Source organism: Methylocystis sp. (assembly GCF_021731785.1).
GTDB lineage: Bacteria > Pseudomonadota > Alphaproteobacteria > Rhizobiales > Beijerinckiaceae > Methylocystis.
The window spans coordinates 37,822-61,508 of the sequence record NZ_JAKFWS010000018.1; the positions used below are offsets into that span (position 1 = coordinate 37,822).

The window sequence follows — 23,687 nt, forward strand, 5'->3', positions numbered from 1 at the left end:
CGTATGTCGCTCGCCGATTATCGCAAGAAGCGTGATTTTTCGGCGACCCGCGAGCCGCAGGGACGCGGCGCTCCAAAGACGGGCAATCGCTTTGTCATCCAGAAACATTCCGCGCGGCGGCTGCATTACGATCTTCGCCTCGAGATGGACGGTGTTTTGAAAAGCTGGGCGGTCACCCGAGGTCCAAGCCTCGTGCCTGGCGAAAAGCGCCTTGCGGTTCACGTCGAGGACCACCCTCTCGACTATCGGGATTTTGAAGGCGTCATTCCCGCAGGCCAATATGGTGCCGGGGAAGTGATCGTGTGGGACAAAGGCGTCTGGATTCCGGAGGGCGATCCGCACAAGGGCTACGCCAAGGGCCATCTCGATTTCGAATTTCGCGGCAAGAAGCTCGGGGGCCGCTGGCATCTCGTGCGAATGGCGCGAAAGCCGCGCGAGAAGCACGACAATTGGCTACTCATCAAAAGCGAAGACGATTTTGCGCGAACGCCTGAAGACGAGGACATCCTCGACGAGATGCCGCGCTCGGTCGACACTGGGCGCACGATCGGCGATGTCGCAGAGGGCAAACCCCCGGGGCGCTCCGAGAAAAGCGCGGCGCCAAAGCAGAGCGTGGCATCCCCATTGGACAAGAAGAGCTCCACCGAGGCGGCGGCGCCTGCGCCGAACCTGGACCTCTCGCGCGTGAAAGGCGCAAAGAAAGCTAAGCCGCCAAACTTTGTTGAGCCGATGCAGGCCAGCGCTGGCGCCGCGCCGGCAAGCAAGGAATGGATTCACGAAATCAAATTCGACGGCTATCGGCTGCAGGCGCGCATTGAGGCGGGACGCGTGCGGCTGCTCTCGCGTGGCGGGCTCGACTGGACGAAGAAGTTTGGCGACGAGGTGGTCGCAGCGCTGCGCGCTCTGCCGCTCGGTTCCGCGCTTATCGACGGTGAAATGGTTGTGGAGACGAGTGCAGGCGCATCGGATTTCTCCGCGCTTCAGGCGGATTTGAGCGCGGGGCGCACCGATCGCTTCGTCTATTGGGTGTTCGATCTTCTTTACCTCGACGGCTACGACCTGCGCGGAGCGAGCTTGCTCGAACGGAAGGGCCTGCTGGAAAAGCTGCTCCGCGACGCGGGCGGAGACAAAGTTCGCCTGAGCCTCCACTTTCAAGATAGCGGCGCGGTTGTGCTGTCGCATGCCTGTCGGCTTGGCCTCGAAGGCGTGGTGTCGAAGCTGCGGGATTCGCCCTATCGCTCGGGGCGCGTAAAGAGCTGGGTGAAGGCCAAATGTTTCGCACGGCAGGAGTTCGTGGTCGCCGGCTATACGCCGTCAACAGTGTCGCGACGCGCGATTGGTGCCCTCATGCTCGGCGTTTATCAGAATGGGGTTCTTTGCCATGTCGGCCGCGTCGGGACGGGATTTACCGCCGACATGGCGCATGAACTTTTCACCAAGCTCGATCCGATACGAACATCCTCAAGCCCGTTCGGCGCGCGCCTTAGCGCCGAGGCCGCGCGCAATGTGCACTATGTGCGTCCCGAACTGGTGGCTGAGGTGGAATTTCGCGGCTGGACGGCCGACCAAGTTCTTCGCCATGCTTCCTTTCGCGGCCTTCGAGAAGACAAGGCCGCGCGCGACGTCGTTCGCGAAAGTACGCCGCCGGCTGAGCGCCCCGCAGCGGCAAGAACGGAGAAACGCGCCGTGACGCTCACCCATCCCGATCGGCTCTATTGGCCCGATCAGGGCGTAACGAAGCAAGGCCTCGCGGATTACTACTCTGAAGTATGGCGCTATATCGCGCCCTTCATCGTCAAACGCCCGCTGGCGCTGCTGCGCTGCCCAAACGGCGTGGACGGAGAAAAATTCTTCCAGAAGCACGCATGGAAAGGCATCGATCCAAACATTGTGCTGATCGACGACCCGAAGGAAAAAGAAGAAGAGCCCTTGCTCAGCATCAAGGACCTCAGCGGGCTGATCGCGCTGGTTCAGGCCGCCGCCTTGGAAATTCACCCCTGGGGATCGACGGCGTCAGACTGGGAGCGTCCTGACGTCATCATCATGGATCTCGATCCCGGTGAGCAAGTCGCGTGGGAGACCGTCATTGCGGCGGCGGAAGAAACGCGGGACCGACTGCAAGACTTGGGGCTTAGCGCATTCGTGAAGACCTCGGGCGGGAAAGGGTTGCATGTGCTGGCGCCGGTGCATCCCAAAGCCGAATGGCCGGAAGTGAAGGCGTTCACTAAAAGCGTCGCCGACGCCATGGCGAGTGACAGTCCCGACAAATACGTTGCGACGATCACGAAATCGAAGCGGCGGGGAAAAATACTCGTCGACTATCTGCGCAATCAGCGGGGGTCGACGGCTGTCGCGCCCTACTCGACGCGCGCCCGCCCCGGGGCGGCCGTATCGATGCCGCTCGCCTGGGACGAACTCAGTCCCGCCATCGGACCGGATTATTTCACGATCGCCAAAACTCTGGCGCGCCTTGATTCTTTGCAGGCCGATCCCTGGGCGGACTTTCGACGCGCGGCGGCGCCGATCGAATCGCCGAAACCCCGCAGGAAAAAGAAAGCCTCTTAGCGACCTTTGGAGCCGCGCTTTTCCGCATCGATGCTCTTGCGCAACGCATCCACGATATTGACGACATTGTTCTGGCGCGCCGGGGCCGGCTTCATGCCGCGCGCGGGTTTGCGCTCCTTCCTTTTTCCGGAAATGATGTCGAGCAGCTGGTCTTGAACGGGATCATGAGCCATCGAAGGACTCCAATGAGTCTTGCGCTCCTCGATCAATTTCGAAATCAGGTCGAGCGCTTTCGCATTTGGCGTCTCGGCGCGGATGTTGTCGAGATAGTCTTTAGGATCGCGCACTTCGTCGGCAAAGCGTAACGTCCATAACACCAAACCCCTATCGCGCGGCTCGACCATCACCGCGCGCTCGCGCCGATACATGACGAGTCGCGACAGGCCAACCGTATTCGTCGCCTTCATCGCGTCGCGAATGACGGAAAACGCCTCGACGCCGACCGGATCGTCAGGAACGAGATAGTGGGGCTTGTCGAACCATATCCAGTCAACGCTCGCCGCCGGAGCGAAAGTATTAATATCGATGGTTCGTGTGCTTTCGAGGCTGAGAGCGTCGAGTTCTTCATCTTCAAGGAGCACGTAATCATTTTCGCCGCGCGGATAGCCCTTCACCGCATCGTCTTCGCCAATCGGCCCGCCAGTGACCGAGTCGACATATTGGCTGACGACGCGGTTGCCGGTGTCTCGATTAAGGATGTGGAATCGAACCTTTTCGCCTTCCGTGGCCGCCGGCGTCATCGCGACCGGGCAAGTCACGAGCGAAAGCTTCAAATAGCCCTTCCAGAATGATCGTGGCGCCACCGCAGGTCCCTCTAGAGCAGGGAGTTCTCCAATAACGCGCTATCGAGCCCATCGTTCCGCTTGCGCCCAAGCGGTCAGAACTGAAGAACTAAGAACAACCTTTTCGCTCTTCGCGGGAACGTTGGCGACTCGCATATTGTTGAATTCAAGCAAAAGGGCTGCGTGGGCGCTGTTGTTATTGAAGCGGGCGGCTCCCATATCCGACCGCTATCCAAGGCTGCAAAATGAACAAAAAGGCTAGAAAAGAAACCCAGAGAGATCTGCGGAGGATGGATGCGGGAGGCTGCGACGCGGCGTCCAAGCTGTCGTATCTTGGGCTCAATGCGCAACTGACTGCCGAACTGCGACGTTTTTACGAGACCAGCGTCTCGGAGCCGATTCCTGATTCTTTGCGCAGTTTGCTTGCGCAACTTTCTCGTTCACCAGCCGGTTAGATGAGGTGGTGACGCGTTTGATCAAACTCGCGGGCGCAGATGAGAATGAAACCATCAACACAACAAAAAATGATTGCCTGTCTTCACAACAGGCAATCACCAAAGTTCAATTATCGAACGAGTCATTTTCGACTGCGCAGCCAATGTTCGATCTCCGCTTGTCGCGGTTCGCGAACAAAAATAGGACGCTCGCGCGGCGCTTCGTGCTGCGTAACAAATAGCATTCTGGCGACGGCGCTGGATGCTTCGAGAATAAGCTGTCTCCAGTCCACTCCATGCTTTGGCTTCGAACTCATTTCGGCTCTCCTTTCAACGGAGACGGATAAGGAAACAACTCTCCCTTTTTTAAAATGTTCCAGAAATGACGGCAAAGCACCATTCTGAGCTCACTTGGCCAGAAGGTGGTGAAAGCGCGCCGAAAAAAGCCCGAACCTAAGGTTCGGGCGGGTCGAGGCGCGCGAGGGCCGCCTCGCGCCTAAGGCTGCGACGCGCTGAAGCTCAAACTAGTTCAGCGTCTTCAGCCAGGTGTCGACCTCTTCGCGGATGCGATCCCGGCCTTCGCCGTAGCGTTCTTGAAGAAGGCCTTCGAACTGCTCGCGCTTCCCGTCCAGGCGCGCGAGATCGTCATCCGTCAGCTCGGCCCACTTCTCGCGCACCTTGCCCTTGAACTGTTTCCAGTTGCCTTCTACACGATTCCAATCCATCGCCATGCTCCCAAGGTCAAGAAGTGTTCGACGGCGACAAAACGCGGGCGGAGCCGCTTTGTTCCGACCTTGGAGCGACGCGAATGTGCGAGGGCTAATTGCTGGTCAAGCGGCTGCGCCGCAGCACTTCTTGAATTTCTTGCCGGAACCGCAGGGACATGGATCGTTACGGCCCGCCTGCTTGCCCTTCACGAGTGGCGCGTTCTTGCGATTGGCCTCTTCAAGAAAATACCAGCGTCCATCCTGCGCGTCGTGTCGAAACAGCGAGCGCTCCCGATGCGAATAGCGTTCGCCTTCACTGGTGAAATGCGCGACGAACTCCACGTAGCCGGTTTCATCGCCTGTCGGCCCCTGTTCCGTCGACAGGATCTCAAGTCCGAGCCATTGCGAACTGCGCGACCAGTGCGTGATCGCTTTACGGTCGAAGTCGTGACGCGACTCCGGCGCCAATGAATCGACAAGGTAATCGATGTCGCCGATGGCGAAGGCGGTGTAGCGCGAGCGCATCAGCGCTTCGGCGCTCGGCGCCGGCAGTCTCTCTTCGATGTAACGCGCGCAGCAGGCCGAATAGGCGAGCTGTTGCGCCTCCATCGCACGGCAGGGACAGGTCTGGTCGGTCATTGCTCAGTCGGCGTAAGAATTGTCGCGCGTCGCTGCGCCAAGGCCTCAGACCTATGCGACGACAGCGCTGTCGTCCAACGTTTTTGCGACATGGCACGTGGAAGCCGCGTTCGTTAGCCGTCGGAGCCGCCCTCGCCGGGACGTAACTCCGACTCGGCGGCGCCGGCGCGATGTCTGAGACGCTTGACCGCCTCGATTGCGATCGGGTCGAGACCGGCGCCGCCGTGATCGACATGAGCCACGATCGCGTTGCGCATGCGCGGGTCCCAGAACTTCTTCAAGTGATCCGTCATGCTCGCGACGCCTTCGGGATGTTTCTGAGCCACGAAGAACTTGCCGATCTGGTTGGCCATTTTGACGAGCTTGTCGACCGAGTCATGCGACATGTGCGGAAACCTGTTCGAGGATGCGTCCTGGATGGGTGAAGATTTCGAAGTCGCGGCCGCGCATGACCGCAACGAGCGTCATGCCGCAGTGCTGCGCATTGCGCACCGCGAGCGCGGTCGGCGCCGAGACGGCGGCGATGATCGGCGAGCCCATACGCGCCGCCTTCTGCACGAGTTCGACTGAAACGCGGCTCGTCATCAGCACCACGCCTTGCGTCGCGGCGATCGCTTGACGCGTCAGCGCGCCGGCGAGCTTGTCGAGGGCGTTGTGGCGACCGACGTCTTCGCGCGCGATCAGCGCGCCGGAGGACGGGTTCCAGAAGGCCGCGGCGTGAATCGCGCGAGTCTCCTGATTGTAATTCTGAGCGGCGGGAAGACGCTCCATCGCTTCGATCAAAGCGTCGGCGCGCACCGATAGAGCATTATCGAGCGTCGGCAGAACGCGCGTCGCTGCTTCAAGACTCTCAATGCCGCAGAGACCGCAGCCCGTCGGTCCCGCCATCGAGCGGCGACGTTCGGCATAGGCTTCCTGCCGCCCGCCCTTGAGCCAGGCGCGCAGCTCAATGCCGGCATCGGAAACGACAATCTCGACGTCGCCCGCCTGCTCCGGCGAGTCGATCAGCCCCTCGGTGAGCGCGAAGCCGATCGCGAAATCTTCTAAGTCCGCCGGCGTCGCCATCATCACCGCGTGCGTGGAGCCGCCGAAGGTAAAAGCGATCGGCGTCTCCTCGGGGATGACGCGAGAAGAACGCGCCGTCACATCGTGACGGCGCGCCAGGCATTCTACCCGAAGAGTCGGCGACGGCGTTTCTATCATTCCGCCGCGTCTATCGTGCTCGCGATGCGACGGCTCTGCTCGGTCAACTCGCGATACTGATGTTGCCAATCGGTCGGCCCATTCGTGGTCGCGACTTGCACAGCCGTAACCTTGTATTCCGGACAGTTGGTCGCCCAGTCCGAATTGTCGGTCGTGACCACATTCGCCTGGGTGACCGGATGATGGAACGTCGTATAGACGACGCCCGGCGCGACGCGATCCGTAATTTTGGCGCGCAGCGTCGTCTCGCCGGCGCGGCTCGCCACCCTCACCCAATCGCCGTCACGCACGCCGCGATCCTCCGCGTCATGCGGATGAATCTCGAGAACGTCCTCAGGATGCCACTGCGAATTCTCGGTGCGCCGCGTCTGCGCGCCGACATTATATTGCGACAGGATGCGGCCGGTCGTGAGCAGCAGCGGGAACCGCGGCCCGACTTTCTCGTCGGTCGGAACATATTCGGTGATGACGAATTTGCCCTTGCCGCGCGCGAAGCCGTCTATGTGCATGATCGGCATGCCGTGCGGCGAGTTCTCATTGCAGGGCCACTGCACGGAGCCGTCCTCATCGAGCCGCTTGAACGACACGCCCGCGAAGGAAGGCGTCAGGCGCGCGATCTCGTCCATGATCTCGCTGGCGTGCGCGTAGTTCCAGTTGAGACCCATCTTGTTGGCGAGAAGCTGCGTGACTTCCCAGTCCGCATAGCCGTTCTTGGGCCGCATCACCTTGGTGACGCGCTGGATGCGACGCTCGGCGTTGGTGAAGGTGCCGTCCTTTTCGAGGAAGGTCGCGCCCGGCAGGAAGACATGCGCATAGTTGGCCGTCTCGACCAGGAAGAGATCCTGAACGATGACGATGTCCATATTTGCGAGCGCGCGCGACACATGGCTCGTATCGGGGTCGGACTGCAGAATGTCCTCGCCCTGGACATAAAGTCCCTTGAAGCTGCCTTCGATCGCCGCGTCGAACATGTTGGGGATGCGCAGGCCTGGCTCGGGATCGAGGGAAACGCCCCAATCCTTCTCGAACGCCTGGCGGGCCGCTTCGTTGGAGATGTGGCGATAGCCCGGCAGCTCGTGCGGGAACGAGCCCATGTCGCAGGAGCCCTGCACATTGTTCTGGCCGCGCAGCGGGTTCACGCCGACGCCGCGGCGACCGAGATTGCCGGTGGCCATGGCGAGATTGGCGATGCCCATGACCGTCGTCGAACCTTGGCTATGCTCGGTGACGCCAAGGCCATAATAGATCGCCCCGTTCCCGCCGGTCGCGTAGAGACGCGCAGCCGCGCGCACGTCAGCCGCCGGCACGCCCAGCGTTGTTTCGAGCGCTTCCGGGCTGTATTGCGGCTGGGCCACGAACGCCGCCCAATCCTGATATTCGTCCCAGTCGCAGCGCGCCTTCACGAACTCGAGATTGACGAGCCCTTCTGTCACGATCACATGCGCCAGCGCCGTGACCATGGCGACATTGGTGCCGGGCTTGAGCGGCAGGTGATAGTCCGCCGTGACATGCGGCGAGCGCACGAGGTCGATGCGGCGCGGGTCGATGACGATGAGTTTGGCGCCTTCGCGCAGGCGCTTTTTCATGCGCGAGCCGAACACCGGATGGGCGTCGGTCGGATTGGCGCCCATTACCAGAATGACGTCGGCGTCGTCGACCGAATCGAAATCCTGCGTGCCGGCAGAAGTGCCGAAGGCCTGCGCCAGGCCGTAGCCGGTCGGCGAATGGCAGACCCGCGCGCAGGTGTCGGTGTTGTTGTTCTTAAAGCCTTGACGCGCCAGCTTCTGGACGAGGTAACTTTCCTCATTGGTGCAACGCGACGAGGTGATGACGCCGACAGAGTTCTTGCCGTATTTCTCCTGCGTCGCCTTCAACCGGTCGGCGGCGAAAGCGATCGCCTCCTCCCAGGAGACTTCGCGCCACGGCTCGGCGATCGTCTCGCGGATCATCGGATTGAGAATGCGGTCGCCGTGATGGGCGTAGCCATAGGCGAAGCGGCCCTTGACGCAGCTGTGGCCGTGGTTGGCCTTGCCGTCCTTCCAGGGCACCATGCGGACAACTTCCTCGCCGCGCATCTCCGCCTTGAACGTACAGCCGACCCCGCAATAGGCGCAGGTGGTGACCGCGGAATGCTCGGGCTGGCCGATGGCGATCACGGACTTTTCGATCAGCGTCGCAGTCGGACAGGCCTGCACGCAAGCGCCGCAGGACACGCATTCCGACTCCATGAAGGCTTCGTCCATGCTGGGCGAGACGCGCGAGCCGAAGCCGCGGCCGGAAATCGTCAGCGCAAAGGTGCCCTGCACTTCCTCGCAGGCGCGCACGCAGCGGTTACAAACGATGCACTTCGAGGGATCGTAGGAAAAATACGGATTGGATTCATCTTTCGGCTTCCAATCGAAATTCACTTCGCCATTGTTGCGCGCGAAAACGTGATTGGCGCCGTCATAGCCGTAGCGCACGTCGCGCAGCCCCACCGCGCCGGCCATATCCTGCAGCTCGCAATCGCCGTTGGCGGCGCAGGTCAGACAGTCGAGCGGATGGTCGGAAATATAGAGTTCCATCACGCCGCGACGAATGGCGGCGAGGCGTGGAGTCTGCGTCTTGACGGAGATGCCCTGCGCAACCGGCGTGGTGCAGGAGGCCGGCGTCCCGTTGCGCCCTTCGACCTCGATGACGCATAGCCGGCACGAGCCGAAAGCGTTGATGCTGTCGGTGGCGCAGAGCTTGGGGATTTCGGTGCCGATCTCCATCGCCGCACGCATGATCGACGTGCCCTCCGGCACCGTGACAGTCGTGCCGTCAATTGTCAGCGTAACAAGCTTCTCGGCTTTTGACTCGGGTGTGCCGAAATCGATTTCCTTGATGAGCGTCATGGCGGCTACCTCACTCGGCGGCTTCAAGGGCCGGCTTGCGGAAGTCCTCGGGAAAATGGCGAAGCGCGCTCTCTACGGGATAGGGCGCAAAGCCGCCCAATGCACAGAGCGAGCCAAACTTCATCGTATGGCAGAGATCTTTGAGAAGATCGATATTCGCGTCGATGTCCTGGCCGCTGCGAATCTTGTCGATCGTTTCGACGCCCCGCGTCGAGCCGAGCCTGCACGGCGTGCATTTGCCGCAGCTTTCGATGGCGCAGAACTCCATGCCGAAGCGCGCCATCCAGGACATGTCGACGGTGTCGTCGAACACCACGAGGCCGCCATGGCCGATCAGGCTGTCCTTGGCGGCGAACGCTTCGTAGTCGATCGGAAGGTCGAAAAGCGAGACGGGCACATAGGCCCCCAGCGGGCCTCCGACCTGAACCGCGCGGACGGGACGACCCGAGCGGGTGCCGCCGGCGATCTCGTTGACGACCGTTCCGAGCGGAATCCCGAAATCCGTCTCGAAGAGACCGCCATATTTTACGTTCCCGGCGATCTGCAGCGGCATCGTGCCGCGCGAGCGGCCGACGCCGAGATCGGCATAGTGCTTCGCGCCCTTCTCCATGATCATCGGTATGGTCGCCATGGACAGCACGTTGTTGATGACCGTGGGCTTGCCGAACAGACCGACATGGGCCGGCAGCGGCGGCTTGGCGCGCACGATGCCGCGCTTGCCCTCAAGAGATTCGAGCAGCGAGGTCTCCTCGCCGCAGACATAGGCGCCGGCGCCGATGCGCAGCTCGACGTCAAAGTCAAAACCGGAGCCCTTGATGTTGGCGCCGAGCCAACCCGCCTCAAGCGCCTTCTCGATCGCCGACTGAAAGACCTTGGCCACGATCGGATATTCGGAACGCAGATAGACATAGCCCTTGGAGGCGCCGACGGCGTATCCGCAAATGAGCATGCCTTCGATCAGCGAGAGCGGATCGCCCTCCATGATCATGCGGTCGGCGAAGGTGCCGGAATCGCCTTCGTCGGCGTTGACGACCACATATTTTTGGCCAGGCGGACAGTCGGCCACCGTCTTCCATTTGATGCCGGTCGGAAATCCCGCGCCGCCGCGACCGCGCAGGCCTGACTTGGTGACTTCCTCGACGACCGCCGCGGGCCCGACCTCGAAGGCGCGCTTGAGACCCTTGAAGCCGTCATGCGCCTCATATTCGGCGACCGACAGCGGATCGATCACGCCGCAGCGCACGAAGGTGACGCGGTTCTGCTTCTTCATCCAGGGATGTTCGTCGACGATCCCAATGCTCAGCCGATGCGCGCCGCCGGCGAGGAACCCGGCGTCGAACAGCGACGCGACATCCTTGACCTTGGCCGGCCCATAACCGACACGGCCCGCGGGAGTCTCCACCTCGATCAGGGGTTCGAGCCAGAGCATTCCACGCGAGCCGTTTCTCACGATCTCGATCTTTTCGCCGCGGGCTGCGGCCTCTTGCGCGACGGCGGCGGCCAGTTTGTCGGCGCCCATCGCGACGGCGGCCATGTCCAGCGGGATATATAGCTTCGCCATCAGTCCCGGGCCTCCGCGGCGATTTCGTCGAGCCTTTCAGCGTCGACGCAGCCGATCGGCTCGCCGTCATAGAGCGCTGAAGGACTATGCGCGCACAAGCCCAGGCAATAAATCGGCTCGACCGTTAGAGCGCCATCCGGCGTCGTTCCGCCCCAGTCGAGCTTCAACTTGTCGAGGAACGCCCGCGCCTGCCGTTCCGCTCCCATTGATTGGCACGATTCGGCCCGGCAAATCTTGAGCGTGTGGCGGCCGTGCGGCGCGCGGCGGAAGTCGTGGTAAAAGGTGACGACCCCATGCATTTCGGCGCGAGAAATATTGAGCGCCTCGGCCATTTGTCTTACGGCGGCGTCTGGCACATAACCGAATTCTTCTTGGATCGCGTGCAGAATGGGCATCGCGGGCCCCTCAAGACCCATATGGGCGGCGATGATCTCCCGCGCGCGCTCGTCGCTATATTGAGCAGCGCCAGCCATTTCTTCCCTTTCAGTCCAGAGCGTTGCGCTTAACGGCCGCTCCTTTTTGGATTAGTTCCGAGGACAGTGCCGGAAATCTATGGCGCGATCAATAGCCACCCTTCGTTACGCGATAGGACAAACCTATCAATCTGCAAGAGCTTGGCTCCCGGCGAGCTTCTTGGCCTCTGCGACCAGCGCCGCGACCAATGGGATCACCGGTTCGCGCTGAGGAGCGACGAGGCCAATTTCGTGCACCGCTTCCGGCTCGACGATCGGTATCGAGCGAAGGGGCGGCGCGACACCCAACGTTTTGGCGAGCTTTTCCGGCAGCACGGTCGCCCAGCGCCCGGTTTTCACATGATCGAACAGCAGGATGACGCTGTTCGACTCCAGCGCCGGGACCGGTTCTGCGCCGCCCTTGCGAATGAGCTGCTCGACGATGCGACGGTTCTGCATATCTGGCGTCAGCAAGCACAGGTCGATGCGGCCGATCTCGGCCCATGTCACGCGTTCGCGGTCGCCGAGCGGCTTGTCCGCGAAGGTCAACAGACGGTAGCGCTCCGAACACAGAGGCACCGTGCGCACGCGGCCGAGCGGTTCATTGTCGAGATAGGTAATGCCCGCGTCGATCTCTAGATTGTCGAGCATCGTCAGCACTTCGCTCGACGAGGCGGAAATCACCGAAAAACGAACGCCGGGGTGCTTCTCGCGATAGGGCGTGGTCAACGACGAGACGATGCCGAGCGCCGTCGGTATGACCGCAATCTTCAACTGGCCGGCGAGGCCTTCCTTGAGCGTGCGGACTTCCTGGCGCATCGCCCGCGCGTCGCCGACGATTCGCTTCGCCCACTCGAGCACGCGCTCGCCTTCGGCCGTGAGGCCGTGAAAGCGCGAAGACCGGTTGACAAGCAACACCCCGAGCGAATCTTCGAGCTGCTTGACGCCGGCCGAGAGCGTGGGCTGCGTGACGCCGCAAATCTCCGCCGCGCGCGAGAAGCTCTTCTCTTTTGCGACGGCGATCAGGAATTCAAGCTTTTCGATCACGAGCCGGAGTCCATAGGCGCGCGGACCGCAAAGACGCGCCGGCGTGGCTGGAGCTTCTACAGCTCGCGCGAGCTTCACATTAGCACATTCGCTGCGGCCGCGCCGATATTTTAAACCGATTCCAATCGGCTGGGACGCTCGGGCAATTTGCCCAAGCGTCGCACAAATGCGCGGCGCGCATTGGTGCGCCTGCCAATTCCTGATCTACTGAGCGGCGAGTCTTCGCTGGGGAATGAGCAATGCGGTTGATCGTTAGGCTTGTCTTGCAGCTTGTCGGCATCACCCTTGTCTGTCTCGCGCTGACGGCGGGCTGGGTGATGGTCGACGCTCATCGCGCGATCGAAACCGAAGCGACGACGTCTGCCGAGCGTGTGGCGCACGAACTCGAGAATCTCTACTGGCACGCCATTTTGTGGCGCGGCAGCATGCGGCGCGACAATATCCTGCCCCGTACGGATTGGGAGTCGCTTTCGACCTTAAAGCTTGTCTCGCCCGGCGTCTGCGTCAGCTACGCGCCGGCAGGCGACGAGCCGCGCACGCTCTGCAGTCAGCTGGAGGGCGTCGGCGCGGCGGCGCCGGCATGGTTTTCTACCGCCTATCAGCGCGTATTTGGCGCGCATGCCCCGATCGTTCGCCCTTTAACCGTACGGCAACCGGAAACCGGCGCAATCGTTGTCAAAGCGGACCCGGACGCGGCCATTCGGCAGGCCTGGCGTCAAATCTCGATCATCGTGAGCGTCGCGGCCTCGATGGCGATTTGCATGTGCGCGCTCGCCGCCCTCGCCATCGTCCATGCCCTGGCGCCGACGCGCGCCATCGTCGAAGGACTGCGCCAGCTGGAGCAAGGAAATTACGACAGCCGGCTCAACTCCATCCGGAAAGGCGAATTCGGCCTGATTGCGCGCGCCGTCAATGATCTGGCGGAAAGGCTGGCGCAAACCACGGCGGAGCGCGCCGCGCTCACGAAACGGCTTTTCGAAGTTCAGGAGGAGGAGCGCCGCGCGCTCGCCCGCGACCTTCACGACGAATTCGGCCAATGCCTGACGGCGACCCTCGCCTTCGCCGGCTCCATCGAGACGGCGGCGGCCAGGATCGACCCGGGCGTCACGGAGGACGCGCGCGCGATCGCGCGCGTCGCCAAGCGCATGATGACGACGCTTCGCGACGCGCTCGCCCGTTTGCGTTCGCAAGACCTTGAGGAGCTCGGACTGGAAGCCTGTCTGGTTCAGCTCGCCGCCGGCTGGAACGTGAAGGCCGAGCGAAAGGCCGTCGTCCATCTCAGAGTCCTCGGCGACCTCGCCGGCCTTCCGCAAGCGATTTCGACAAATCTTTTTCGCATCGCGCAGGAATGTCTGACCAATGCGATGCGGCACGGCGACTCGAAAAACGTTTACCTGTGCATCGAGCGCGCCGCGTCCCTGGATAGCGTCATCGCGCTGACGGTCGAGGATGATGGCGGCGGCGACGCATCGCGCCTCGCGGCCTCTTCCGGTCACGGGATTCTCGGGATTCGCGAACGCATCGCGGCCTTCGGCGGAAGTCTCTCGATCAGCGACGCTGCGCGAGGCGTCCGCGTCGTTGCGCGCCTTCCGCTGATCCCCGTCGCACCCGCGCCGATGAGAGGTCTCGCGCTCGCATGACCACGATTCTTCTCGTCGACGACCATCCGATCGTGCGCGAGGGATATCGGCGGCTGATCGAGCGTCAGCCGGGCTACAGAATTGTCGCCGAAGCCGACAACGCCGCAGACGCCTACCAGGCCTATCGCCGGGTTTCGCCCGACACCGTCATCATGGACCTGTCTCTGCCGGGCGCGAGCGGCGTCGAAGCCGTGCGCCAAATTCGGCAATGGGATAAGAACGCGCGCATACTGATTTTCACCATGCATGGCGGCGCGGCTTTTGCGCTCAAAGCCTTTGAAGCCGGCGCCTCGGGCTACGTCACGAAAAGCAGCGACGCCGCCGAACTGCTTCGCGCCGTCGCGATCGTCGCCAAGGGCGGCCGGGCGCTCAGCGATGACGTCGCGCGCGAGATCGCCGCGGAGCGATTAGGCGCGGGTCGCGCGCTCATCGATGAGCTTGGCCCGAGAGAAACGGAGATCCTGCGGCTTGTCGCATCCGGCCGAACGACCGAGGACATCGCCGCGATTCTCAATCTCAGTCCGAAAACGATTCAAAACTACCACTATCAAATCAAGGCCAAGATCGGCGCGCGCACCGACGCGCATCTTGTCTGGTTGGCGATCGGGGCGGGAGTCGTCGGCGACGATCCCACGATCTGATCGCGCTTTAAAAAAGGGAATTTGCCCAATCCGCTTGGGGCGATCGTCCGAAGCCGGTCGCGCGTCAAGGAGCTATCGTCATTCTTGAATGAAGAGCGGAGCTTCGCGATGCGCAAAATGCTGACACGCTTTCTTTTGATGGCGCTGATCCCGGCAATGATCGGCGGCGTGCAGGCTCAGGCGCAATCTATTCAGCGCTTGAAACTCGCCGTCTTCGACATCGAACTCGACGATTTCTCCGCCGGCGGACCGATCGCCGGAGAGAGCCCCGAGGAAACCGACCGACTGCAAAGAATGACCGCGCTCGCGCAGGACCTCCTGGCTCAATCAGGGCTTTTCGACATCGTCGATGGAAGCGCCTCAACCGACCAGAGAGTCAAGGACCACTGGCTGCGCAAATGCAACGGCTGCGACGCCGATATCGCCCGTGCGCTTGGCGCAGACCTGTCCTTCGTCTGCTTCTTTCGCAAAATCAGTGTGATGGAGCAAAATCTCGAGATTCGCATCCGCGACGCGCGCACGGGGCGATTGGCGCATGCTTCGCAAACCGATCTGCGCGGAGAAACGGATCAGTCCTGGAGTCGCGCGCTGAAATTCCTCATCCGATATCGCCTTGTCGAGCCGGAGCTCGCACGCCGAAAGCAGTGATGGCCGCAGCTGGGCCCTTTCTTAAGAATTACGGTTAACAGTCCGCAAACGCCGCCCCCGAATCGCCCAAATCCCCGCCTATTTCGGCTGTGCGCCTCGCGCGCTATTATACAGTCGGCGTTTTTATGCGATCCCGCGCGTTTCGGCGACGGGTCAGGGGCTATGCGGATGATCTTCTCGAAGTCCACATTGATCGCGGCGGCTACCGCATTGTTTGTCTCAATTTGCGCCGCTGCGCCCGCCCGCGCGACGCCGTCGATCGTCATCGACGTCTCTTCGGGGGCCGTGCTCTCGCATGATCAGGCGACCGCCGCCTGGTATCCCGCCTCTGTGACGAAGCTGATGACCGTTTATGTCGCGCTCGAAGCGGTACGGCAGGGCCGGATCTCGCTCGACACGCCGGTGATGATGTCGCCGCGCGCCTGCCGCGCGGCGCCTTCCAAGATGGGGTTCAGACCCGGCTCGGAAGTCACCCTGCACAACGCGCTCGTCATGCTGATGGTGAAATCCGCCAACGACATCGCCGTCGCGATCGCCGAAGGCGTGTCCGGCTCGGTCGAAGCCTTCGCCGACGAGATGAACCGCGCTTCCGCTTCGCTCGGCATGACTCAGTCGGTATGGTACAATCCTAACGGCCTCCCCGACGAACGGCAGGTCACGTCGGCGCGCGATCTCGCTATCCTCGGACGCGCGCTCTACCTGCAGTTTCCCGAGCACGCCAATCTGTTCAACATCGGCGCGATGCAGCTCGGCAAGCAGATCATTCCCACTCATAACCATCTGCTCGGCCGCTATCCCGGAGCCGACGGCATGAAGACCGGCTTCACCTGCTCGGCCGGATTCAATCTTGTCGCTTCAGCCACCCGCGGCGGCCGGCGTTTGATCGCCGTCGTCCTCGGCGCGCCCAATCCGATTCTGCGCACGGCGAAGACGGCGGCCTTGCTCGACCGCGGCTTCCAGAGCGGCGCGGCCGTCGCCTCGCTCGCTTCGCTGCCGTCTTCGGGCCCCACTGCGGCGCCCGACCTGCGCGAAGCGGTATGTCATCATCGCGGCCCCGGCGCGGCCCAATTCATGGCGGAAATCGAAGACGCGTCGGTCCCTGTCGGCTCCGGCGTTCCGCTGCTCGACGCGCTGAGCGGCGCTCAGCAACAGCAGCGCACGAACGCCAAAGAGATCGCGCACCTGCCACGCCCGCGTTTTGAGCCGGTCCCGGTTTATGTCGGACGCGCGCCGGGCTACGCCGGCCCTGTGGCCCGGACGCGGGCGCCGGGCGCTCCCGTCGGCGAACAGCCAGATCTCGCCGCCTATGCGGCGCAACCGGAGCCCGGCGACGCGAACGCTTCGCCGATTGGCAAGCCGGCGCCTGACGCGGTGTCGCTGCGCCGCGCCAAGCATGCAAAGGCCGTGAAGGCGGCGCGCTCGGCGGCAAGAGCCGCCAGGGCCGACGCCGCCAAATCTGACGCCGGCGGCGCCGACGCAAGCGAAAGCGCGCCCGCGCCGAAGCCGAAGGCGGCGGCGAGAAGCGCGGCCAAGCCGAAAGCGGCCGCATCTCCCAACGAAGCCCAGAAGCGCGCGGTCGCGCCGAAAGTTCGCTCCCCCGCCGAACCGGGCAAAAGCTGAGCGCGAAAGAAACGCGCGCTCTGGAAAGGCGCGGCGTTTTCAGCGAACATGCGCGCCTTCCGCGAGCGGAAAATCTCTTCTGCCGCGGCGCGAGTTCCGTCTGAATGAATGATTTGACCACGACCGCCGGCGGTCGCACGGCGCGGTCGGCGCCGCCGCCCATTCCGCTGACCGTCGTCACCGGCTTCCTCGGCGCCGGCAAGACGACGCTGCTCAATCGATTGCTCGCCTCGCCGGCGCTCGCCGATACGCTCGTCCTCATCAACGAATTCGGCGAGATCGGCCTCGATCATCTCTTCATCGAGAAGATCGACGGCGACATGGTGCTGATGAGTTCGGGTTGCGTGTGCTGCACGATCCGCGGCGATCTGGTGAACACGCTCGAAGACCTGCTGAAGCGCCTCGACAACGGCCGGATCAAGCCGTTCAAGCGGATCGTGCTGGAGACGACCGGCCTCGCCGATCCAGCGCCGATCCTGCACGCGATCATGTATCATCCCTATCTGATGATGCGTTATCGGCTCGACGGCGTCGTGACGCTGATCGACGCGGTGAATGGCGAAGCGACGCTCGACGCGCATGAGGAAGCCGTCAAACAAGCCGCGGTCGCGGACCGGCTCGTCATCGCCAAGACCGATCTGCCGCAGGGCGCCGAGCGGTTCGGCGCGCTGAAGGCGAGGCTGGCGCGACTTAATCCCGGCGCACTGCAGCTTGACGCGGCCAAAGGCGAAGCGACGCCAGAGGCGATCATTAATTGTGGCCTATACGATCTCTCGACCAAGACGCCGCGCGTGAAGGAATGGCTCAACGCCGAGGCGGTCGAAGAAGCGCAGGAGCATGGCCACGCCGGCCACGACCATGCGCATCATCACGAAACTCATCACCATCGTCATGACGCGAACCGGCACGACGCGCATATTCGCGCCTTCTGCTTTTCCGCCGACGCGCCGCTGACGCCAGCCTCCTTTGATATTTTCATCGATCTTCTGCGCCACACGCATGGGCCGCGCATGTTGCGCGTGAAGGGAATCGTGGCCCTCGCCGACGATCCCTCGCGCCCCGTGGCGATCCACGGCGTGCAGCATGTCTTCCACCCGCCGCATCGACTCGACGCCTGGCCCGACGCCGACACGCGCACGCGCATCGTCTTCATCGTCAAGGATCTCGACGAAGGCTTCGTTCAGGGACTCTACGGCGCGCTGGTCAATCACCCTGCGCCGGATCGCCCCGACGCCCAAGCGCTCGCCGATAGTCCGCTCGCGCCGAAGGCGCGCGGTCTGCTCGGCTAACGCGCGCGACCTTCCCTTCGACCTGACCGAACGCCCATACTACTTTGCCGAACGGTTGATAAGGTCCCGAACGCGCCGCTCAAGACCATGCAGGTCCTCGCGCCATTGCGGGGGAAGTCTGGCCAATCCGGCGGACGCCTGCAGCGAGCACCAATCGGCGACGGCGTGGGCGACAAGCGATACGCTGTCCGCAAGGCGCGATTGTCGATGCGTTCCGCGAAGCCAGAAGGCCAATGTTGGGAACGCCGTGACGGTCACCATCGCCGCGCCGACAAGCGCCGAGGCCGTCTCATGCGACATCTGACCCCTGCCCACGCCGAGATAAGTCAACGCGACGACCAGCGGTAGCGTGGTCGACGACAATAGCGCCAATGCCGGCATATCCCGCTCCGGCAGCGTCCCTCGGAAAAGATTGAGCGGCGCCAGGCGAATGAGCAGGAACGCCACGCAAAACAAGATGAAGCGCACGACGCTCGCCGGACTCGAGACCAGCGCCGGGAAATCGAAAGCCGCGCCGCTCTCGATGAAAAACAGCGGGATGAGGAAACCAGAGCCGATCGCCGTCAAACGCTCCTTGAGAATTTCCGCCCTGGTGCCGCGCACAAGGACTGCGACAGCCATGCCAGCCATGTAGGAGCCGACCACAAGCTCCATGCCCAGTCGATCGGCGAAGGAGACGAAACCGAGCAAAACCACAATCGAAATTCGGATGGGAAGCAGTTCGCCGTCGCCAAGCCAAAGAACGATGCTTTCCGCCAATCGATCGGATCGGACCCGCTTGAGCAGGAAAATCGCCGCGAGTCCGATGGCGATGAACGACGCGCTCAAGAGCGTCTGGTGGAGATGATGATTGTGTTGCGCGAGAACGATTGACGCGAGAACGAGCGGCCCGAGTTCGCTTACGGCCGCGACGCCAAGGACATAATGTCCAAATTCGTCGTCGAGCTCTCCCGCCTGCCGCAACATCAGGATCAATATGCCGAAAGCCGAGGTCGGCAGGATCAGCGCGACGAGAAGCGGCGCCTCGACGAGGCCGAGAAGGTAAAGCGCTCCGGAAATAACTAACGAAAGGCTCAAGGATACGAGCCATGCATAAAACCCTAGTCGAAGGGGCTTTCCGCTTATTTCCTTCTGGTTGAACTCGAAACCCGCCTGAAAAAACAGATAGACCAGCCCGAATTCCCTGAGAAAGTCCAAAGCGCTGTCCGCATTCACCAGTCCCGCGCCGCTCGGGCCGACAAGCATGCCCAGGAGAAGTTCGATGGCGACGATCGGCGCGCGCGCAAAAACCGGAATGCGATTGAGCAGCGGCGCGAGCACGGCGATGCAGGAGATGATGAAGATCGCGTGGAACTCAATCATGGGCGTCAATCTCCTGTTGGGCTCCAATTCGCAGGTCACGGCGGATTGCCGGCAAACCGACCCGCGACCGAATCTTTTCCAGATCCATACGATGCGTTAGGGTTCCGCCTGCGCTCAACCCCTGATTAGCAATACAGGGGGCGGCCGAGCGTCGGACGATCTCGATCGAACGATTTTGGTCGGCGCGCGAGTGGCGACACAATCCTTCCGGCGCCGGAATACATGCCGGGACGGCGGCAAATATCGCATTGGAAAGACTGATCGAGCGGGTTTCGACCGATGACGCGGCGCGCCGAGATGGGACTTTTGCGACCCTTTGCACGGGCGGGGAACGCGCTTCTCGATCTCGTCTATCCGCCGTCCTGCCTCGTCTGCCGAAGCGCCGTCGCCGTTCATGGCGCGATCTGCGCCGAATGCTGGCGCGACATCGCCTTTATCGAGCGCCCCTATTGTGAGCGGCTCGGCACGCCGTTCGAACGCGACCTGGCGCAGCCGGGCTTGATCTCGCTCGAAGCGGCAGCCAATCCGCCAGCCTTCGGCCGCGCCAGAGCCGTCGCCCGATATGACAGCGACAAGGCCCGCGCCCTGGCGCACCGTCTGAAATATTACGACCGGCTGGAGCTCGCGGAACCGATCGGCTGCTGGATGGCGCGGGCCGGCGCCGAACTCCTCGCCGACGCCGATGTGATCGTGCCGATCCCCTTACACCGGCTGTGGCTTCTGGCGCGCCGGTTCAATCAGTCGGCGGCGCTTGCGCAGGCGATTTCCCGCCAGAGCGCCGTGCCGGCGGAGATGATGGCGCTTTTGCGCGTCAAGCCGACGGCGCCCCAGGTCGGGCTGACGCGGGCGCAGCGCGCCGCCAATCTCTCCGGTGCCTTTCGCGTCTCGCCCGAACGCGCCGACGCGATCGACGGGCGCAATGTCGTGCTCGTCGACGATGTGCTGACCACCGGGGCGACGGCCAACGCCGCGACGCGCGCGTTACGCAAGGCGGGCGCGGCGCGCGTCGATCTCCTGGTCTTCGCGCGGGCCGTGACAAGCCCATAGCGGCCGGCGTATAAGCGCGCCATGGCCCCCCGCATCGAAATCTACACCACGCCCACCTGCCCCTATTGCGTCGCCGCAAAGCGGCTGCTGACGCAGAAGGGCGCCGCCTTTGAAGAAATTTCGGTGGCGTGGGACCCGCTCGGACGCCGCCGGATGAGCCAGCGCGCCAATGGCGGCTCGACCGTGCCGCAGATTTTCATCGACGACCGGCACGTCGGCGGTTGCGACGAACTTTACGCCCTCGAACGCGAGGGCGCGCTCGACGCGCTCCTCGCCGGAGGAGCGCCGGCATGATCCGCTATTCGCTCATCTGCGACGCCGGCCACAGCTTCGAAAGTTGGTTTCGCGACAGCGCAAGCTTCGAGAAGCAGGCGACCGAAGGACGGATCTCCTGTCCCTTTTGCGACTCGACGAAGATCGCGCGCGACGTGATGGCGCCCAATGTCGCCAAGCCGCGCGACGACGCTGCGCGCGATCTGCGCGCCAAGCTGCGCGAGCTGCACGACACGGTGATCGCCCATACCGAAGACGTCGGCGACCGCTTCCCGGAGGAGGCGCGCGCCATCGAGGACGGCGAAACCGAACGCCGCGCGATCCGCGGCCATGCGACTTTCGAGGAAGCCAAGGCGCTGCTCGAAGAGGGAATCGAGATTCTTCCGATCCCGGGGCTGCCAAGCGACGGCAACTGACGCGCGCCTCTTCTCCTGCGCAAAACACGATGCGCGGCTAATGTCGCTCCCAATACGCAGCGCTTTGCACGATGTCATTCCCGACGCGCGCAGCGCGATCGGGAATCCAGAAAAGACCAATCATGCGTGGCGTCGCCCCTGGATTCCCGATCAGGCCTGAGGCCTGTCGGGAATGACAGCGTCCGCGAGACTCACCCCTGCGGCAGATCGAAACTCTGGCAGCTGATCGCGCTCAACCGGTTGCGCGCGCGCTCCTGATCGGAAGGGCGCTTCGCCAAAGAGCGGATCAGCACGAAGCCGCGCTTCGTCGGCGCGGTGAGCCGCACTTCCGACGGCGGCGGCGCATCGCCCTCATCCGCGCTCTGCATAGCGTCGATCTGGCGCGCGTCGCCGACGACGATGTCGATTTTGCCCTTGATCGCCGAGCGATCAGTCATCGAATGATAGATGCGGCCGGCGTTGGCGTGAAACGAAAGGCCGAGAAAATCCTCGCCGTCGACGCTGGTCTTGACCCGCAGCGGACCCTTGCCGAGATCATAGACGCAGACCGCCTCGGCGAAGGCCGGATCTTCGAAGGGAAGCGTCTCGTCGCCGGGCGCCATCTGCGGCAGCAGCACCACGCCTTCCGCCGGAGCGGCGCTCTTCACATAGGCTGCAAGCCGCCCCAGCGCGTCGCGCGGCGCGACAGTCGGCATCAGCAGCACCGAAACGATATGCACGATCCCGGCGACGAGCAGCGTGGCCATCAACCAGGGCAAGAGGTCGAGAAAGCGATCGGGAATATTCAGGCGCATCCGAGTTTCACGATTTTTGGAAAGGAATTGGGATCGGGATTTGAGTCGATGTCGAGCGGCGTATCATAGAGCCGCAGCATGACGACGAAACCCTGCGCCTTTCCCGGCGACAGCCAATTGCCGGGCCGCGCGTCCCGAGCGACGTCGATTTCAAAAGCGCCGCCCTCCTTGCGCAGAACGTCGACCGAGGAATAGCCGTAACGGTCGGTGGGATTGGCGACGAGCCTTCCGTCAGGACTGGCGAGCGCAATCGTCCAGAAACGCGCGGCTGGCAAGGGATCGACGATGCGATATTTGCATTCGGCGTCAAGCGGCGCGCCGTCGGAATCGGTGCGCGCGATGAAGGCCAGTCCCTGATCGCGGCCGAGCGGAGCCTCGCCGGAACGCGAGATCACCGCCCGCGCGTAAGGATCGATATCGGCGCCGCCGATATGCGGCCATGACGTCCACGGACCGGCGCGTAAAGAATTGAAGCCGTAGCCGGCGTTGAGCGACAGCACCGTCGCAAAGAGCCCGATCGCGATGCCGGCGATCATCGCCGAGGCGGCGCGCAGATAATTCGCGTAAGGCTTGAGGTCCAAGAAGCGCTCCCGAAGCTAACGTATGACGCCGCCGTCGGCCGCGTGTGGCGCGCGCATCGCCTCTCGCGGCGCGGCGTCGGACGCTGCAGGTTCGGGCGCCTCGAGCCCGCTCTGCTTGTCGCCGCCGACCGCCTTGATCTTCATCTGAATCGATTCGAGCGCCTGGATCGCGCTCTTCGACAAGGTCGCTGGCCGCTGCGGCGCGCCGAGCTCGACGGGCTTCACCACATTGGCGTTGACGACGGCCGTCGCGCCTTTGGGATCCGGCCTCAATCCGACGATCGGCTTCAAGGTCGCGCCCTGATGCGCATAGGCCATGATGTCGTGCCAGGTGCCGGCCGGCAGCGTGCCGCCGGTCATGTTGTTCATCGGCGCATTGTCGTCATTGCCGTACCAGACGCAGCCGCCCATCGTTCCGGAATAGCCGCAGAACCATGCGTCCTTGTAGCCGTTCGTCGTGCCGGTCTTGCCGATGACGTCGATGCCCTCGCCAAGCTGGGCGCGTTTGCCGGTGCCTTCCTCGACGACTTTCTTCATCATGCCGGCGAGTTCGACGACCTTGTCGTAGGGCACCGCCTGCTTTTGCGGCGGGGCGTCGCGGTCATGGCGATACAGCAGATCGCCCTGGCGGTTGCGGATTTCGACAGCGGCGTAAGGCGTGACCTTCTTGCCGCCGTTGACGAAAGCGGCGTAAGCGGCCGAATGTTCAAGCGGAATGACGTCGCTCTGGCCGACCGGCAGCGACGGCGTGTCTTCAAGCGGCGTGCTGATGCCGAGACGCCGGCAGGTGTCGATGATCTTGGCGCGGCCGATCCGCGAATCGCCATTGCCGATCGCCTGCGACAATTGGATGGCGATAGTGTTCAAGGATTTCGCCAACGCCATGGCGAGCGGCATGGAGCCGGCGTAGCCGCCGCTGTAATTATGGACGCAATAATTGCCGATGCAGGTCGGCCGGTCGGTGACGATGGTGGTCGGCTTGAATTTGCCGCTCATCAGCGCCGTCAGATAGACATAGGGCTTGAAGGAGGAGCCGGGCTGGCGCGCGGCGTCGGTCGCGCGGTTGAACTGGCTCGCGCCATAGTCCCGCCCGCCGACGATGGCGCGAAC

23 protein-coding genes are annotated in these 23,687 nt (G+C 63.0%); 10 read left to right on the forward strand and 13 right to left on the reverse strand.

Annotated features, from left to right (window positions below):
* Positions 1-3: 3 nt before the first annotated feature.
* Positions 4-2,565, forward strand: a complete 2,562-nt coding sequence (gene ligD / locus QZ964_RS04175) for a DNA ligase D (protein WP_292529081.1) — start codon at positions 4-6, stop codon at positions 2,563-2,565.
* Here ligD and QZ964_RS04180 read toward each other — a convergent pair.
* Positions 2,562-3,368 carry a Ku protein gene (locus tag QZ964_RS04180; protein WP_292529083.1) on the reverse strand — a complete coding sequence of 269 codons (807 nt, stop codon included), beginning with the start codon at positions 3,366-3,368 and terminating at the stop codon, positions 2,562-2,564. The two genes, ligD and QZ964_RS04180, sit on opposite strands and share 4 nt — an antisense overlap.
* A 224-nt stretch (positions 3,369-3,592) precedes the next feature.
* On the opposite strand from QZ964_RS04180, the gene QZ964_RS04185 reads away from it, so the two are divergent.
* On the forward strand, positions 3,593-3,802 hold the full coding sequence (locus QZ964_RS04185) for a NepR family anti-sigma factor (protein ID WP_292529086.1): 210 nt from the start codon (positions 3,593-3,595) through the stop codon (positions 3,800-3,802).
* A gap of 503 nt (positions 3,803-4,305) precedes the next feature.
* Here QZ964_RS04185 and QZ964_RS04190 read toward each other — a convergent pair.
* The 8 genes from QZ964_RS04190 to QZ964_RS04225 form a co-directional block, all read right to left on the reverse strand.
* Entirely contained in the window at positions 4,306-4,506 is a 201-nt protein-coding gene (locus QZ964_RS04190; protein WP_292529088.1) for a CsbD family protein, read from the reverse strand.
* A 105-nt stretch (positions 4,507-4,611) separates the two neighbouring features.
* On the reverse strand, positions 4,612-5,127 hold the full coding sequence (locus QZ964_RS04195) for a YchJ family protein (RefSeq protein WP_292529091.1): 516 nt from the start codon (positions 5,125-5,127) through the stop codon (positions 4,612-4,614).
* A 113-nt stretch (positions 5,128-5,240) separates the two neighbouring features.
* Positions 5,241-5,513 carry a formate dehydrogenase subunit delta gene (locus tag QZ964_RS04200; RefSeq protein WP_292529093.1) on the reverse strand — a complete coding sequence of 91 codons (273 nt, stop codon included), beginning with the start codon at positions 5,511-5,513 and terminating at the stop codon, positions 5,241-5,243.
* A complete protein-coding gene (fdhD, locus tag QZ964_RS04205; RefSeq protein ID WP_292529095.1) occupies positions 5,503-6,330 on the reverse strand; it encodes a formate dehydrogenase accessory sulfurtransferase FdhD in 828 nt (275 codons plus the stop codon). The genes QZ964_RS04200 and fdhD overlap by 11 nt, the downstream gene beginning before the upstream one ends.
* On the reverse strand, positions 6,327-9,206 hold the full coding sequence (fdhF, locus tag QZ964_RS04210) for a formate dehydrogenase subunit alpha (protein WP_292529096.1): 2,880 nt from the start codon (positions 9,204-9,206) through the stop codon (positions 6,327-6,329). The genes fdhD and fdhF overlap by 4 nt, the downstream gene beginning before the upstream one ends.
* A 10-nt stretch (positions 9,207-9,216) precedes the next feature.
* Complete coding sequence (locus QZ964_RS04215; RefSeq protein ID WP_292529097.1) at positions 9,217-10,767, reverse strand: NADH-quinone oxidoreductase subunit NuoF; 1,551 nt, start codon at positions 10,765-10,767, stop codon at positions 9,217-9,219.
* On the reverse strand, positions 10,767-11,240 hold the full coding sequence (locus QZ964_RS04220; protein WP_292529098.1) for a formate dehydrogenase subunit gamma: 474 nt from the start codon (positions 11,238-11,240) through the stop codon (positions 10,767-10,769). The genes QZ964_RS04215 and QZ964_RS04220 overlap by 1 nt, the downstream gene beginning before the upstream one ends.
* A 126-nt stretch (positions 11,241-11,366) precedes the next feature.
* On the reverse strand, positions 11,367-12,266 hold the full coding sequence (locus QZ964_RS04225; protein ID WP_292529100.1) for a LysR family transcriptional regulator: 900 nt from the start codon (positions 12,264-12,266) through the stop codon (positions 11,367-11,369).
* Positions 12,267-12,505: 239 nt separating this feature from the next.
* On the opposite strand from QZ964_RS04225, the gene QZ964_RS04230 reads away from it, so the two are divergent.
* The 5 genes from QZ964_RS04230 to QZ964_RS04250 all read left to right on the forward strand — a co-directional run bounded on the left by QZ964_RS04230 (position 12,506) and on the right by QZ964_RS04250 (position 18,104).
* Positions 12,506-13,906, forward strand: a complete 1,401-nt coding sequence (locus QZ964_RS04230; protein WP_292529102.1) for a histidine kinase — start codon at positions 12,506-12,508, stop codon at positions 13,904-13,906.
* Positions 13,903-14,547, forward strand: a complete 645-nt coding sequence (locus QZ964_RS04235) for a response regulator transcription factor (RefSeq protein WP_292529104.1) — start codon at positions 13,903-13,905, stop codon at positions 14,545-14,547. Before QZ964_RS04230 ends, QZ964_RS04235 begins: the two co-directional genes overlap by 4 nt.
* A gap of 84 nt (positions 14,548-14,631) precedes the next feature.
* Positions 14,632-15,195: a DUF3280 domain-containing protein gene (locus tag QZ964_RS04240; RefSeq protein WP_292529105.1), complete on the forward strand. Its 564-nt coding sequence runs from the start codon at positions 14,632-14,634 to the stop codon at positions 15,193-15,195.
* A 168-nt stretch (positions 15,196-15,363) separates the two neighbouring features.
* Complete coding sequence (locus tag QZ964_RS04245) at positions 15,364-16,815, forward strand: D-alanyl-D-alanine carboxypeptidase family protein (protein ID WP_292529107.1); 1,452 nt, start codon at positions 15,364-15,366, stop codon at positions 16,813-16,815.
* Positions 16,816-16,919: 104 nt separating this feature from the next.
* Positions 16,920-18,104: a GTP-binding protein gene (locus QZ964_RS04250; protein ID WP_292529109.1), complete on the forward strand. Its 1,185-nt coding sequence runs from the start codon at positions 16,920-16,922 to the stop codon at positions 18,102-18,104.
* A gap of 39 nt (positions 18,105-18,143) precedes the next feature.
* On the opposite strand, the gene QZ964_RS04255 is transcribed toward QZ964_RS04250, so the two are convergent.
* Positions 18,144-19,466: a cation:proton antiporter gene (locus tag QZ964_RS04255; protein WP_292529112.1), complete on the reverse strand. Its 1,323-nt coding sequence runs from the start codon at positions 19,464-19,466 to the stop codon at positions 18,144-18,146.
* Positions 19,467-19,763: 297 nt separating this feature from the next.
* Here QZ964_RS04255 and QZ964_RS04260 point away from each other — a divergent pair, with 297 nt between their 5' ends.
* From QZ964_RS04260 to QZ964_RS04270, 3 genes are read left to right on the forward strand one after another with little or no spacing between them, the layout of a single operon-like run.
* Positions 19,764-20,513, forward strand: a complete 750-nt coding sequence (locus QZ964_RS04260; protein WP_292529116.1) for a ComF family protein — start codon at positions 19,764-19,766, stop codon at positions 20,511-20,513.
* Positions 20,514-20,534: 21 nt separating this feature from the next.
* Positions 20,535-20,807: a glutaredoxin 3 gene (grxC, locus tag QZ964_RS04265; RefSeq protein WP_292529118.1), complete on the forward strand. Its 273-nt coding sequence runs from the start codon at positions 20,535-20,537 to the stop codon at positions 20,805-20,807.
* Positions 20,804-21,202, forward strand: coding sequence for a DUF1178 family protein (locus QZ964_RS04270; RefSeq protein ID WP_292529120.1), 399 nt, complete (start codon positions 20,804-20,806; stop codon positions 21,200-21,202). The genes grxC and QZ964_RS04270 overlap by 4 nt, the downstream gene beginning before the upstream one ends.
* A 191-nt stretch (positions 21,203-21,393) precedes the next feature.
* Here QZ964_RS04270 and QZ964_RS04275 read toward each other — a convergent pair whose 3' ends face one another.
* The 3 genes from QZ964_RS04275 to QZ964_RS04285 all read right to left on the reverse strand — a co-directional run.
* Entirely contained in the window at positions 21,394-21,996 is a 603-nt protein-coding gene (locus tag QZ964_RS04275) for a DUF1254 domain-containing protein (RefSeq protein WP_292529121.1), read from the reverse strand.
* Entirely contained in the window at positions 21,987-22,577 is a 591-nt protein-coding gene (locus tag QZ964_RS04280) for a DUF1214 domain-containing protein (RefSeq protein WP_292529123.1), read from the reverse strand. Before QZ964_RS04280 ends, QZ964_RS04275 begins: the two co-directional genes overlap by 10 nt.
* A gap of 15 nt (positions 22,578-22,592) precedes the next feature.
* Positions 22,593-23,687 (reverse strand): transglycosylase domain-containing protein (locus tag QZ964_RS04285; protein ID WP_292529124.1); only part of this gene is annotated, 1,095 nt, incomplete at its 5' end.

Coding starts and splice junctions, on each gene's coding strand:
- ligD (WP_292529081.1), top strand. CDS start 4: ATGTCGCTCGCCGATTATCGCAAGAAGCGTGATTTTTCGGCGACCCGC.
- QZ964_RS04185 (WP_292529086.1), top strand. CDS start 3,593: ATGAACAAAAAGGCTAGAAAAGAAACCCAGAGAGATCTGCGGAGGATG.
- QZ964_RS04190 (WP_292529088.1), bottom strand. CDS start 4,506: ATGGATTGGAATCGTGTAGAAGGCAACTGGAAACAGTTCAAGGGCAAG.
- QZ964_RS04195 (WP_292529091.1), bottom strand. CDS start 5,127: ATGACCGACCAGACCTGTCCCTGCCGTGCGATGGAGGCGCAACAGCTC.
- QZ964_RS04200 (WP_292529093.1), bottom strand. CDS start 5,513: ATGTCGCATGACTCGGTCGACAAGCTCGTCAAAATGGCCAACCAGATC.
- fdhD (WP_292529095.1), bottom strand. CDS start 6,330: ATGATAGAAACGCCGTCGCCGACTCTTCGGGTAGAATGCCTGGCGCGC.
- fdhF (WP_292529096.1), bottom strand. CDS start 9,206: ATGACGCTCATCAAGGAAATCGATTTCGGCACACCCGAGTCAAAAGCC.
- QZ964_RS04215 (WP_292529097.1), bottom strand. CDS start 10,767: ATGGCGAAGCTATATATCCCGCTGGACATGGCCGCCGTCGCGATGGGC.
- QZ964_RS04220 (WP_292529098.1), bottom strand. CDS start 11,240: ATGGCTGGCGCTGCTCAATATAGCGACGAGCGCGCGCGGGAGATCATC.
- QZ964_RS04230 (WP_292529102.1), top strand. CDS start 12,506: ATGCGGTTGATCGTTAGGCTTGTCTTGCAGCTTGTCGGCATCACCCTT.
- QZ964_RS04235 (WP_292529104.1), top strand. CDS start 13,903: ATGACCACGATTCTTCTCGTCGACGACCATCCGATCGTGCGCGAGGGA.
- QZ964_RS04245 (WP_292529107.1), top strand. CDS start 15,364: ATGATCTTCTCGAAGTCCACATTGATCGCGGCGGCTACCGCATTGTTT.
- QZ964_RS04250 (WP_292529109.1), top strand. CDS start 16,920: ATGAATGATTTGACCACGACCGCCGGCGGTCGCACGGCGCGGTCGGCG.
- QZ964_RS04255 (WP_292529112.1), bottom strand. CDS start 19,466: ATGATTGAGTTCCACGCGATCTTCATCATCTCCTGCATCGCCGTGCTC.
- QZ964_RS04260 (WP_292529116.1), top strand. CDS start 19,764: ATGGGACTTTTGCGACCCTTTGCACGGGCGGGGAACGCGCTTCTCGAT.
- grxC (WP_292529118.1), top strand. CDS start 20,535: ATGGCCCCCCGCATCGAAATCTACACCACGCCCACCTGCCCCTATTGC.
- QZ964_RS04270 (WP_292529120.1), top strand. CDS start 20,804: ATGATCCGCTATTCGCTCATCTGCGACGCCGGCCACAGCTTCGAAAGT.
- QZ964_RS04275 (WP_292529121.1), bottom strand. CDS start 21,996: ATGCGCCTGAATATTCCCGATCGCTTTCTCGACCTCTTGCCCTGGTTG.